The organism is Stieleria bergensis (assembly GCA_007745635.1).
Taxonomy (GTDB): Bacteria; Planctomycetota; Planctomycetia; order Pirellulales; family Pirellulaceae; genus Stieleria; species Stieleria bergensis.
Genome location: CP036272.1, coordinates 3,380,791 through 3,394,404, shown reverse-complemented (window position 1 = coordinate 3,394,404; position 13,614 = coordinate 3,380,791). Strand labels below are relative to the sequence as shown.

Genomic DNA, 13,614 nt, shown 5'->3' with positions numbered 1-13,614 from the left:
TTTTGGTACTTGGGTGAATGGGTCCACTCTCCGGTAGACAATCGCAAAGACGAAGCCGATCGCTTTGACAACATGATTGACGTGATGTCCAAAACATTCCTGGGTGTCACAGTCGCGTGCGCTCGCTGTCATGATCACAAGTTCGATGCGATCTCGACGGCCGACTACTACGCGCTCTCCGGTTACCTGCAGAGTAGCAACTATCGCCAAGTTCGATTCGAATCACTGGAACAGAATCGTCAGGTCGCCAATCAACTTGCTAACCTAGACGCAAGGTATCAGACACTGATTCTGGAGCGACTGAAACAAGCCGGCTTGCAACCTCCATCGCAAGTCAGCTATCTGACCGACGAGAGCGTTCTGTTCGACTACAGCCGAATGCCGCAAAGCCAGTACTTGCAAGAGGGCTATGTCTATGGACCGTCTGCCCGCCAGCAAGGCCTTGCATACATGGACGCGAAAACTGGCGAAGTGACGGTGGAAACCGGTGGCTGGTCGACCAATGTCCCCATTTGGGACGGCATCGAATCGATCACGGAAGGATCCGTCCGAAACCAAAACGCCTTGGCGAAACTCCCCAAAAGCGGTCGGACGCTGCGTTCACCAACCTTTGAACTCGAAAACGGCAGAATCAGCTGTCTGGTCAAGGGCACGGGGCACGTGGGCGCTTGTGTAGATTCGCATCGCCTGATTGTGGGCCCTTTGCACAACCAAACCATCGTTCCAGTCCATGAAGGCCAGCGCTGGGTCACACTGAACCTCCAGCGCTACGTCGGACATCGCCTGCACTTGGAATTCATCCCTGCCAGCGACGCTCAACTTTCCGTGCGATTGGTGACACAGGGACTTACGGACCAACAGCTGGGCGAGATCGATCATAGACTCGCGAATCTGGACAAGCCATTCCAAGAATACGCCAACAGAGCCAATGAGTTTCTCAAGCGGGTCGACCAAGCCAACATCAAGTCCCTCGTGTTTGAGGACTTTGAATCCGGAAGCTATGACGGCTGGACGGTGACCGGTGAAGCGTTTGGCAAGATCCCGCGGACAGCGAAAAAACTGTCGGCGAAGCTATCGCTGGGATCGAGGCGCCGCTAATCGTCACAACCAAGTTGGGCGGCCGCCCACAGCCCTTCGACCCACGGGACATCAAAGCGCTGCGTCAGTCAGTCGAGGAAAGCCTTCGTCTACTAGGGCGAGAGCAAATCGATATTCTTATGGTTCACGAACCCGATCGGCCGCAGCAATACCCCTGGTGGGACAGCTATGACCCGCTGGACGGTCCCGCGCTGCAACTGATCGAGGAACTGAAGACTGCAGGGACCATCGGGCATTGCGGTTTAGCCGGAACAACTGTGACGGAGATGACGGGGCTGATTCAAAGCGATCGCTTCGACGTAGTATTGACCGCCTTCAATTACAATGTTCTGTTTCGTGAAGCCACTGACACGGTCTTTCCCGCCGCCCTGGAACATGACATGGGAATCGTGATGGGATCGGCTTTCGGACAAGGCTTTTTAACCCGCCGTGCCGATGCCGAAGTCCAAGCGAAACCCCTCTGGCTGGCCGAGACGCGGCGCCAGCAGTTGCTCGCCTACTATGACTTGCTCGATCAAGCCGGCATGCCAGCTTATGAATTGTGTTTGCGTTTCTTGCTCTCCAATCCCGCCGTTTCGACGGTTCCCATTGGTTGCAAGACGGTCGAACACTTGGAGGCCAGTGTTGCGACAGCAGAAAAAGGGCCATTGTCAGCGGACATGCTAACACGCATCGATCAGATCGCTGCAATGATGCCGCTGCGTCCGTGGGGGGAACCGATGATCCTGCCATTTGGAAAGAATTATGTTGGACCTGGGATCGCCAACATGGGTGCGGCCGTTCAAGTTGGTAAACTGGAGCTAGAATCGAACTAGACAAACGCAGAATGCCAAGCCCGGGCGACCAGTTTGGTGGACACGCCGCCGGACCGATGGGATGGCAACATTGCAATACCCCGGTACCAGGGCCCCCGCACCAAAGGCCTCGCGGTTGATTCTGCCAGTACCAATTGACCTCCCCCTGACACCCCTCCCCAGAACGCTACAGCCATGAGACCGTTGCACCCCTTGATTTGCCTTCTATTGCTGGCTCTCCCGTCTTGGTTCGTTGCCGCGCCCGCCCAATCGTTTCTCGCCGATCCGCCTGCAGCGCAGAGTCAAGCAGGGGACAACAACCAATTAGCGAGCAAGCAAGAACTGTACCTTGGTCGCAAGATGGCTTTTGCGAATCCCAAGACAGACGATCCAGACTTGCCAAATGTTCTGTTGATCGGTGATTCCATCTCGATCGGCTACACCGCCTATGTCCGGCGACAACTGCATGGCAAGGCCGATGTGTACCGGATTGCTACCAACGGCAGGAACTCCGCCTACGGCGTGCAAATGATCGACCGTTGGCTAACACTGCCCCCCGGTCAATGGGATGTCATTCATTTCAACTGGGGCTTGTGGGACCTCTGCTATCGCCACCCTCAGTCCAAGACTCAGGGAAACCGTGACAAGGTCAATGGTACGCTCACCGAATCGCTTGCTGGGTATCAAGCAAACCTTGAAAAGATCGTCAAGCGACTCAAGCAGACCGACGCCACGTTAATCTGGTGTGCAACGACACCGGTCCCCAAAGACGAAGCCGGTCGAAAACTGGGAGACGATCTGAAGTACAATGCTGCCGCAGCAAAGATCATGCAAGCGAATGAAATTTTGATCAACGACTTGCACACTCATGCGCTCAAGCGACTGCCTGCAACCATGGTTCGCCCCGGCGATGTCCATTTCACGGAATCGGGCTACATCCATCTGGCAAAGCAAGTGGCTGAAACAGTCGCCAACGCCATCGCGGAAAAATAGACCATCGTGTCATTGATCAATCCGGCAGTGAACAGGGTTCAGTGCCGCGCTACGCCGCGTCTCCCTTCACAGAACTCTTCAACTGACGATTATTGATGGCCACGTTCAAAATCAGCTTTGTTGTGGTGCTTGTCTGCTGTGCTTCGACAGCCCTGCAAGCAGCCGACCTCTACGTTTCGACCACAGGCTCTGACACGAATCCTGGGACGGTGCAAGCGCCACTGGCATCGATCGATGGTGCGCGACAGGCGATCGCCTCGCAAGGGCTTGCCGGACAAGAACCCGTCACCGTTCATGTGGCCGATGGAGTGTACTACCTGCCGGAAACCGTCGTCTTCACGGCCAAGGACTCCGGCAAGAAAGAGGGCTCCGTTGTGTATCGGGCACAGAATGAAGGCCGGGCAATCTTAAGTGGCGGCAGCAAGCTGAAACTGTCCTGGACCCCGTGGCGAGACGGAATCTACCAAGCGAAAACGCCCGCCGGACTGAAGATCGATCAAGTCTTTGTCAATGGCCAGAACCAGCGAATGGCTCGCTATCCCAACTATGATCCCGCCAAGAAGGCCTCTCCCTATCAGGGCTTTGCTGCTGACGCTTTCGCAATCGAACGGGCCAAAACTTGGCAGGACCCGACAGGTGGTTACATCCACGCGATGCACCGTGCAGGCTGGGGCGGGTACCACTATCGCATCACGGGCAAAGACTCCACCGGCGCTGTGACGTATGAAGGCGGTTGGCAGAACAATCGTCGCATGGGAATGCACAAGGACCACCGCATGGTGGAAAACATCTTCGAAGAACTGGACGCTCCGGGCGAGTGGTACCACAACGCCGAGACCTCAACGCTGTATTACCTGCCAGCCCCCAACGTCGATCTGGCAAACACCCAAGTCGAAGTGGTTCGCCTAGCCCATCTGATTGAATTCAATGGCAGCCAACAAGCGCCCGTTCAGTTCATCAGGCTGGAAGGGTTCACCATCAGGCATGCAGCAAGAACGTTCATGGATTGCAAAGAACCGCTGCTGAGATCCGATTGGGCCATTTATCGTGGCGGTGCCATCGTGCTCAATGGAACCCAAGAAATCAGCATCTTGGACTGTGAGTTTGATCAAGTCGGTGGCAACGCGATTTTCGTCAACCACTACAACCGCGGCGTCCTTGTCCAAGGATGCCACATCCACGATACCGGGGCCAGTGGTGTCTGCTTCGTCGGTGACCCCAACGCTGTCCGCGACCCGCTATTTGAATATGGACAGAAAAATGATCTGGCAACCATCGATCGAACTCCAGGCCCCAAAACGAACAACTACCCAGCCGAGTCAGCCGTTGCCGATAGTTTGATTCATGGCGTTGGACGAGTCGAACGCCAACCCGCTGGCGTGCTGATTGAAATGGCCGCCAAGATCACCGTCAGTGACTGTTCGATCTACGACACCGCTCGGGCCGGCATCAACATCGGCGATGGAGCCTGGGGCGGGCATGTGATTCAGCGCTGCGACGTCTTTGACACCGTACTAGAGACTCATGACCACGGGTCCTTCAACTCCTGGGGAAGAGACCGGTACTGGCGAAGCGATCACCTGACAGCGTCTCAGCAGGCCGTCGACGCAGATCCCAAATTGCCGTTCCTGGACGCAATCCACACCACCGTGATCCGTGATAGTCGCTGGCGCTGCGAACATGGCTGGGACATTGACCTAGACGATGGCTCCAGCAATTACGATATCTACAACAACCTGATGCTGTGTGGGGGCCTCAAACTTCGCGAGGGATTTCGGCGTCAAGCATGGAATAACGTGATCGTCGATAACGGCCTCAGTTCCCACGTCTGGTTCCAAAACAGCCACGATCAGGTCACGGGAAACATCATGGCACGAGCCTACACACCGCTGATCAGAAACAACGTGACCGTCGACGGTTTGGTCGACAAGAACTTTTACTATCAATCCGATCAAGCTCAGCTTGACAAGAACGCAGCCAAGTACGGTTGGGACGGCGAGTCACTCTCTGGCGATCCAATGTTCGTCGATCCAGAGAACGGGGACTTTTCCGTCCAGGATGCATCCCCGGCGCTAAAGATCGGCTTCAAAAATTTTCCCATGGATCAGTTTGGCGTGAAGAAGTCATCGTTAAAGGCTCTCGCACTGACCCCAAGCTTTCTACCGAAATCCGGTCGCCGCGCGAAACCAGTGGCAGCGCCGATGCCGTTGGTCAAAGTTTGGTTGGGGGCCGTCGTCCAGGACCTCACGGGCAATCAGTTCAGCGCCTTTGGCGTCAGCAAGGACGAAGCCGGCGTCGTCATGTCCCAAATCCCTGATCACTCCGTCGCAGCCCGCAGCGGACTCAAGCCGGGCGACCTCATTCAGGGTCTCGCTGATCAACGCATCACCAACACCCAGCAACTGTTCATAGCACTGACGCGGTTACAAGCCGAGACGATCAAACTGACGTTGGTTCGCAATCAGCAGACGCTTGAACTGTCCGTTAAACCGGCAGTCACCGTCCACTTGGAGACCGCAAACGCATCAGCGGACTTCAAAACATTGCTCCCCCAAGCGACCATCGGCGGCAAGGTAAGCACCAACATTGGCACGTTGAATGATCCAGTCCAAGTGTTGACCGATCGCAAACTTGGCAAGGGCTATGGCCCCGTTTTTGGCAACGCGACCGCCAACGGCGCCTATAAGCTGGATTTGGGTGAAGTCAAACCGATTGCAGCAGTGAACAGTTGGTCCTATCGAATGGGGCCGGCTCGCGTGTCGCAGAAATTCACGCTCTACGCCAGTCGCGCAGAAACCGATCCGGGTTGGGATTTGAAGAAATGCACGCCTCTGGCAACGATCGTGACGGGGACACTGCCGGACACTTATGCGGCGACCTCCGTTCGAGCCGCCGACGGCGGGTCCTTAGGCAAATTCCGTTGGATCATTTGGCGCACCTCGCCCGTGTCCGCTCAGGGCGGCGGCGAGAACACTTCGTTTCAAGAGCTTGGCGTTCAAACGCACTGAGCCCTTGAAACTCACCGAGCCCCTCCTGATTGCGGCCTGATTGCGGCAAGTTCTTTCCGTCTTGTAACCGTTCACTTCCGGTCTCAATGCCCCTCTCGGAAGGCTCGACTCCCCGACCATTCATTTCAACCAACCGGTGAAGGCCACTCCAATGAGAACCGCTGTCCTGGCAAGCGTGGTGCTGTTAACGTTGTTTTGGAACGCGTCCGCGGAGATCGCAGCGCAGCCCTCATCCCAGCAACCGGCGCCACCCCACTCGCAACGCCCCAATCTCATTTTCATGCTCACCGACGACTTGGGTTACGCCGACGTGGGGTGTTATGGAGCGACCAAGGTGAAGACACCGCAGATTGATCAGCTCGCCGCAAGCGGGGTTCGATTCACGAACTTCGTCACCGCCGCTTCAATCTGCTCTCCTTCGCGGGCGGCTTTCCTGACCGGTGCGTATCCGCAGCGAGCAGGCCTGTACATGGGCATCAATCCAAACCGCACTGCGCACTGGCACCTTGGCCTGAACCCCGATGAAATCACCATCGCAGAACTGTGTCAACAACACGGCTATGAAACGCACATGGTGGGCAAATGGCACCTGGGGACGGAGCCTGAGTTTCTGCCACGTCAACAGGGTTTCGATCATTACTATGGCATGCCCTGCAATCATGCGCATTCACCGAAATTCTTTGATGATCACAAGGAAATCTTTGCGCAGACGCCGCTACAGCGTTTGACCGAGCTCTATACCGACCGCGTCACATCGATCATCCGCAATCATGGTCAATCCGGGAAACCCTTCTTCCTGTACTACGCGCACAACTATCCACACACACCCTACCGAGCGGGCGCGGCATTCAAAAACCACTCCCAGGACGGCGTTCGCGGTGATGTGATCGAGGAACTGGACTGGAGCGTCGGCCAGCTGATCAAGGCACTCAAAGACACGGGCACCCTGGACAACACCATTGTCATCTTCACCTCTGACAACGGCCCCACAGCGAACCAGTACGCCAAACCCTTTCGAGGCACCAAGTACGTCAGTTTTGAAGGCGGACACCGTGTACCGTTTATCTTCTACGGCCCCGCTTGGATCGACAAACCAATGGTCTGCGACCGTCAAATCAATGCCATGGACGTGTTCCCCACGCTGGCCTCGGCGATGGGTGCCTCGTTACCGAAAGATCGCGTCTACGATGGCGTCAGCCTCTTGCCGTTGATGCGAGGCGAAGCGTTCTCCCGCCCTGAACAAGCACCTTTCTACTATTACAACTGCGAGAATTTGCAAGCGATTCGTCGCGGGGCTTGGAAACTGCATCTCCCGCGCAGCAAGAGTCAAATTCCGTTCTGGGATAAGAACAAGCCCTTTACGGATCTTCAAGCACCGGTCTTATACAACCTAGACCGCGACGAAAAGGAGAGCCACAACGTTGCCGCCGATCATCCCTTGGTCGTCAAGGATCTGATGCAGCATGCGACCAATGTTCGAAACGAACTGGGCGAGTTCATGCAGCGCGGTGAACAACAGCGTCCAACAGGTTCCGTGTTCCCTGACGTCTCGGTCATCAGCCACCCTAAGGACTGGACCTCGCTCGGCCAAGAGACCATTGATAGGATTGATGCCGAACGCCAACGGAGACATGCGTCCCCAAAACCATCAAAGCGGCGAAAACTGAAGGCCAATTGACCGTGTCGTGAACGAAGGAAGCGTCTGGAAACGGCATCGACCATGCGCTGTAGCCTCTCTGAACGGGGGCCAGCACGCGACTGCCTTACGCCTAGTTGCCGCGACACGTCTAAGCCAACGCGGGTCTCCGATGGAGTCATCCCTATCGCAGGCTTGATGAAGCAGAACGCCCCCAGTGCAGAACGCACCGTCGACGGACATCGTTGGGCGATCCGGAGCTTGCTCCAGTATCCAACGAGTCCGAATCAACCGAATCAAGGACAGGCGAGTATCTACTTCTGCCGTCGTCGACGAATCCCGGCTGTTCCCATCAGGATCGCCATGCAAAGCACGGTCCCGGTACCGGGTTCTGGAACCGACTCGATCACGATCCCCGCCAGACTACCGCGACTTGACCCGCTGCGGCCCAAGCCTTCGATGGTAAGATCACCGTTCAATTCATCGCTCAGCCAGTAATTCCCAATCTGATCGGTGGTCACTTGCCGCCAAGGGTCACTTCCGAAATTGTTCTGCGCGTAGTCATAATCTCCGGCGGCGCTTGCATTGCCGCCCAGAACAGCGGATCCATTGACGCTAAAATCCCGAGTGGTGTACGTTGAAAGATTCCCGTTCTGACCGCTCGACAGGACTCCGTAAACGCGATACCTGAGGTAAGGGATGTTCTCAATCACCACTTCAAGCCCACCGTTTCCATCGTCCAGATAGGGGTGCAGCAGGCGGCGATCGGCGTATCCATTTAAATCACCGTTCGTCCAAGTATTGCTAGAATTCCAGCTCAGAACCGCACCTGTCAGATTTCCATCGTCGTCGACCAACGAGACGCCACTACCAGAGGCCGTCGAGGTATTATTCCAGTTAATGGAATCAAGCGGACCGGCGGCGACTCCAGGGCCAATCACCCACGCAGCAGATTCCGTATTGTTGAAGTTAATGGAAATCAGGCCAGCATGCGATGCAGAACCTAAAGTGAAGCTGATCGCCAGGGCCACCCAGCAAGTCCATGAGCGCATTCGTAGAGACTCCGTCGTCGAGTGAATTGTGTGGGGACAGTGGCGGTTTCCGCCAAACATCGCATCGGTGCGTGCTCGAACAAACCCCAAGACCACAATGCCGGTCCGAGGGGGAACGGCGTCGGCCAGCCCAACATTAAATCGTTGCTTAACTGCTGACGGTAATTGCTAGATGCAACCGAGCAACCGAAAATGCGAATCCGCAACCTTCCGCCTCACACCGCAGAGGGAAACCCTAGCCCTCACTGACCCATTTTGTCGGCCGTTCGCCAACACCCTTAGATCCACGCTGTCACTCAACCGACCAACCCTTCACCTGCCACTGATGATGCTGATGCCATTCACAAACCGCTCTCAACGGGTCCACTCGCGATTCGCTGCTCACTGCATGTTGCCTGTGACACTCGCCTGGCTTGCCTTGACACTCGTTGGGACCGCTGAGAGGAGCGTTGCGCAAGTTCCAAAAGGCGACGGCCAATTAGCCACGCCACCCGAGAAGTTTCTGGCTGGCAAAGACATCACAGGCGATGCTTATTACTTGCTGGGCCAGCCCGCACAGGGCAACAAAATTGTCTTAACGGCAAGCAACGGTTTCTTCGATCCAGGGGTGTGCCGCGCCAGTGGTGATTCCCATCGCCCCAAGGTAGGCGACGAAGCCTTGATCAAACCCAATTTCGCTGTACTGGACCGTTGGCTTCGAACCGACGGAACCATGCGCTGGCACCTTTGGATTTCCCAGCCGGGAACCCTAACGTTTAACGTCCATCTTTCCGTTGGCCCTTCGCAGGCCGGCTCCAAAATCATTGCCAGACTGGGCGATCAGTCGCAAACACTGAACACAGCGCCCCGTGATTCGAGCACTGCACAACCTTGGCGGCTAACGTTCAGCCCCAGTCAACCGGGACAATACGAATTCTCTTTGCAAGCACAGACCATCACTGCGAAAGGCCAGGGCGTCGGCAGCCTGTCTCACGTGGATGTCTACGGCCCTGCCGTCCAGGAGGCACAACTGTTGCGAGCGAGATGGCGACCGGCTGCTGTTCACGGCGGGTACGCATGTTCCAAGGTTGAAAAAAGTCGGCTGTGGGTGATGACGACTCGCAGTGTCAGCGACACATCCAGCTACTCACCGATCACCACGCCGTTTGGTTACTTTGGCACATCATTCGACGCCGATCGACGTTCCAACGGTCATTTCAACTTCTCAATGTGGGCGGCCCGAGCCGGTGGCAAGGTACCACCGCTGAAACAAATGCCTCACCTCTTGGCCGCGGGATCACCCGCGGCGGAGTTCAGCGGATTTGGACACGAAGGATCAGGCGTCAAACTACGCAACTGGCACCCCATGCCGGATCGACCGAGCACCTGTGTTCAAGCGCTGCGTGTTGAATCCGACGGCATGTACGACACTTACTACGGATACTTCTGGGACCATCCCACTGAACGTTGGAAACTGTACGCCGTGGGCCGAAAATGGAACCAAGGCAAACCCAGAGACAACCTTTTGCCTGGCTCGTTCTGCGAGGTTCCCGGGCCTCCACACCTGCAGCGCACAGGAGATCTAATCCGTGAGGTTCGCCGTCGCGGATGGCTGCTCGACCAAGGCGGACGTTGGCAGGCGATGGACACCTTCAACTGCAAGTCCAAAGAGATCGCTAACAAAACTTGGCGGGTGACTACCGGGGGTGAGTTTACGATGGGCACAGGCGGCATGAAATTCTACGAGTTCAAGCAACCGCCACGTATCTCCAAGCCAACCCCGTTGCCAAACTTTCTCTCCCCTTCAGCAACCGAACAGTTGTTTCGATTGCCGATCGCAATCCGTGACATCCGCGTCTCCAGCACCACGGATTCCCAAGCAACGATCAACGTCTCACTTGACCACGCCGGCCAGGACGCGACGGCGACAATTTACTACGGCCCTTCGGACTGCCTAACCTTTGCCAACCGGAAACTGCACGGGACAGAACGGAACTCTGCCGTCAGCCAGTCCACCCAGGACAGTGATCGCGCCTGGGCAAATACGTCGAAGCCACTGGCAGTCAAGCGCGGTGACAACCAACTTCGCTTGGAAAAGCTCACCCCAAACACCAATTACTTCTACCGTGTGCTGGTCACCAATCGCGAAGGCAAGGTTTGGTCGTTTACAACCGGTAAGTTTCACACCCGGTGAGTCGGCTCAGTCGAGAGCAAGCATTTTGCGGCTAGCCGTTCAGCGATCTCGGCGGTGCGGGAGGATACAATGGATAGCAGCGACTGCCCCCATCGGGGCAAAGTCACGTGCGTGTCCCCGTTTGTTCCCATGTCCCACATTCTGCCCAAGATCATGCCCAGTTTCGTTGCACGCTCGGTGCTCTTCATTTCAATTCTGCTCGGGTTCGCTGTTCCTGCACTCGGCCAAGCCCTCCAACGCTGCGAAGTTGTTCCTCAAGATGGACACAGAGCGTCCTTTCAAGTCGATGGAATCGAAAAGACCTGTTGGCACTTCGGACGCCAGTATGAGCGTCCGTTCCTGTATCCCTTCCATGGACCGCAACAGAGCCAGCTGACTCGGATTGGACATCCGGGAGCCGGCAACCACGACCACCATCGTTCGATTTGGTTTGCTCATCACGATGTTGCCGGCAGCGACTTCTGGAGCAACACCTCCGGCACTCAGATCCGCCAGAAACAATGGTATTGCTATCAAGATGGCCCCGATCAGGCGACGATGGCTGTCCAGCTAGGCTGGTATGACAATCAAGATGTTGAGCTGCTCGAAAGCGATGTGGTCGCGCAAATGACGCCGCTCTCAAACGACGAACAACTCGTCGAATTTCAGCTAACCGTTCGACCGGCCGGTTCGGCACAGAAAGTTGAGCTGGGCAAAACGAATTTTGGCTTTTTAGCCGTTCGTGTTGCCAAATCTCTCTCCGGACACTTCGGCGATGGCCGGTTGACGGACAGCAAAGGTCGGGTCGGAGAAAAAGCGATCTTCGCTAATGCCGCTGCATGGATGGACTATTCAGGCAGCGTTGCAATTGGTAGCGGAGCCGACCGCAAGCCCCAGCGCCAGGGCATCACCTACTTCGATAACGCCGACAATCCACGTTATCCGACGCACTGGCATGTTCGCCAAGATGGCTGGATGGGCGCTTCGTTTTGCATGAACGATGGTTACACGATCAGCCAATCCAATCCGCTGCGATTACGGTACCTGTTGCATGCTCACGGTGGTGACTTGGACACCAAACAGGCCGCCGAGATCGCGGCGGCGTTTGATCAACGCGCCGCCTTTGTCATCCAACGGTCGAAGAAGCCACACGTGCATTCCGAAGTCATTCGAGTCACTGAATGAAAAGCCGTGTGCCAGCCTGACGCGCGCCCAATCGACACGCGTCCTGAGACTCAAAACCAGACTTAGCGAATGTCTTTGTCGGGTAGTGCGGTGCCAATGCCTTGATCAAGCGGCATCTTGTCGGTCGCTTCGGTCAAGCCGACGCGTTTCAGTGCGTTGACGTACCGCTTCTGCATCTCCACCACCGTTTGCTTGAAGTCTGGATTGTTGATCAAGTTCGTGCTTTCCGACGGATCGTTTTGAAGATCGTACAGTTCTGCCATGTGTTTGTCCGCGCTGCCGTCGCCATGCGGATAACGAATGTACTTGAAGCGATCGCCACGAACCGAGCGAACGTTTGGCGTGTAAGGAAACTGCTTTTCATAATTGTAATGGTACAGCCACTCGGTACGCCACTTCGCGTTGGGATTGCCGACGATTGGCTTGATCGATGACCCGTGAATGCCCGACATTGGCTCAGCCCCTGCAGCATCCAAGATTGTTGGCGCGACGTCTGTTGTCAGCACTTGCTGTGCAACGCGCTGGGGACCGCTCTTATTGGTCCACTTTGGATAGCGAATGATCATCGGCACGCGGAGGCTCGCCTCGTGAGCGGTCCGTTTGTCGACCATCCCATGTTCACCTTCCAGCAAGCCATTGTCGCCCAGAAAGACAATCATCGTCGTATCGTACTGGTCGGTTTCCTTCAGATAGGCAATCAAGCGTCCCATGCTGTCGTCGACAGACAAGATCGTGCCCCAATAGGCACGCACCATCCGAGCAAAGTCAACGACGCTCGAGGCCCTATCATCGGGGAACTCTTTGCGCCAATCAAAGATCGGCCCATAAATGCCATGCCAAGTCTTGAGTCGCTTCGTAATCCACTCCGGCTTGTCTTCGAGATGGAACGCGCTGTGGGGGTAGTTGACTTCAACGTCATCAAAGACGTGCTGATACTTGGGTTCGGGAAAGTAGAAACTGTGTGGCGCTTTCTGACCAATCATCAGCATGAACGGCTTGTCACTTTTCTTGCCCTGTTCCTTCATCCAGTCTAGCGACATGTCGGTGACAACCGTGGTGTAATAGCCGGGAACCACACGGCGGCCGTTACCGTTGAAATTAAACTCGGTGTCAAAGTACTTCCCCTGACCCTTGTGAGTCACAAAGTAATCAAAGCCCGGACGTGGCTCGTCACTCTTCTCACCCATATGCCACTTTCCGATATAGGCCGTTTCATAACCAGCCTGCTGCAAACGACGTGGAAAGCTATCCAACTGAGCGGGATAGTCGGTGAAGTTATTCGTTACACCATGCGCGTGAGCATACAAACCGCTCAAAATCGTCGCCCGGCTGGGTGAGCACAGGCTGGTGGTGCAAAACATGTTCTCGAAATACAGCCCCTCGGACGCCAAAGAATCAATGTGCGGGGTCTTCAAATGCGGGTGCCCAGCACAGGAAAGAGCGTTCCAGCGAATGTCATCGCATAACACCACAATGACATTGGGACGCTCTTCGGCGTGAGTCGTCTTGGCAGCTTGCAGCGCCAAGGCAAGGAACATACAGAACAAGGCAGGGAATCGGAGTCGCATCAGGTTCGATCTCGGCAAGGGAATAGAGCAGGGCGTTTTCATTGGCGCTGCCTGGCCGCACCCGGTGAGGCAGCAGCAACCAATTCCGCCTAGTTTAGCAGGAAAACCGCCGTTTGCATGCTGATGCC

Annotated in this window: 8 protein-coding genes and 1 pseudogene; 7 read left to right on the top strand and 2 right to left on the bottom strand. The window is 55.9% G+C overall.

All coding sequences use genetic code 11. From position 1 onward, the window contains the following. The 5 genes and pseudogenes from SV7mr_RS11705 to SV7mr_RS11685 all read left to right on the top strand — a co-directional run. Positions 1 to 1,098: pseudogene (locus SV7mr_RS11705) on the top strand (DUF1549 domain-containing protein); the annotation flags it as partial. Continuing rightward, positions 1,074 to 1,913: an aldo/keto reductase gene (locus SV7mr_RS11700; RefSeq protein ID WP_145272174.1), complete on the top strand. Its 840-nt coding sequence runs from the start codon at positions 1,074 to 1,076 to the stop codon at positions 1,911 to 1,913. The pseudogene SV7mr_RS11705 and the gene SV7mr_RS11700, both read left to right, overlap by 25 nt. A 174-nt stretch (positions 1,914 to 2,087) precedes the next feature. Continuing rightward, positions 2,088 to 2,885, top strand: a complete 798-nt coding sequence (locus tag SV7mr_RS11695) for an SGNH/GDSL hydrolase family protein (RefSeq protein ID WP_145272172.1) — start codon at positions 2,088 to 2,090, stop codon at positions 2,883 to 2,885. A 95-nt stretch (positions 2,886 to 2,980) separates the two neighbouring features. Then, complete coding sequence (locus SV7mr_RS11690; protein ID WP_145272170.1) at positions 2,981 to 5,893, top strand: right-handed parallel beta-helix repeat-containing protein; 2,913 nt, start codon at positions 2,981 to 2,983, stop codon at positions 5,891 to 5,893. Positions 5,894 to 6,044: 151 nt separating this feature from the next. After that, positions 6,045 to 7,571 (top strand): sulfatase family protein, encoded by a 1,527-nt coding sequence (locus tag SV7mr_RS11685; protein ID WP_145272168.1) that lies wholly within the window; start codon positions 6,045 to 6,047, stop codon positions 7,569 to 7,571. 272 nt (positions 7,572 to 7,843) lie between these two features. On the opposite strand, the gene SV7mr_RS11680 is transcribed toward SV7mr_RS11685, so the two are convergent. Continuing rightward, on the bottom strand, positions 7,844 to 8,581 hold the full coding sequence (locus SV7mr_RS11680; protein WP_419188418.1) for a PEP-CTERM sorting domain-containing protein: 738 nt from the start codon (positions 8,579 to 8,581) through the stop codon (positions 7,844 to 7,846). A gap of 334 nt (positions 8,582 to 8,915) precedes the next feature. Between SV7mr_RS11680 and SV7mr_RS11675 the strand changes: the two genes are divergently transcribed. Then, the gene (locus SV7mr_RS11675; protein WP_145272164.1) at positions 8,916 to 10,754 is read left to right on the top strand and encodes a DUF3472 domain-containing protein; all 1,839 of its coding nucleotides are present in this window, start codon (positions 8,916 to 8,918) and stop codon (positions 10,752 to 10,754) included. Positions 10,755 to 10,907: 153 nt separating this feature from the next. Then, on the top strand, positions 10,908 to 11,918 hold the full coding sequence (locus SV7mr_RS11670) for a DUF6807 domain-containing protein (protein WP_419188417.1): 1,011 nt from the start codon (positions 10,908 to 10,910) through the stop codon (positions 11,916 to 11,918). A 62-nt stretch (positions 11,919 to 11,980) separates the two neighbouring features. Here SV7mr_RS11670 and SV7mr_RS11665 read toward each other — a convergent pair whose 3' ends face one another. After that, entirely contained in the window at positions 11,981 to 13,486 is a 1,506-nt protein-coding gene (locus SV7mr_RS11665; RefSeq protein ID WP_419188416.1) for a sulfatase family protein, read from the bottom strand. Between the last annotated feature and the right edge of the window lie 128 nt (positions 13,487 to 13,614).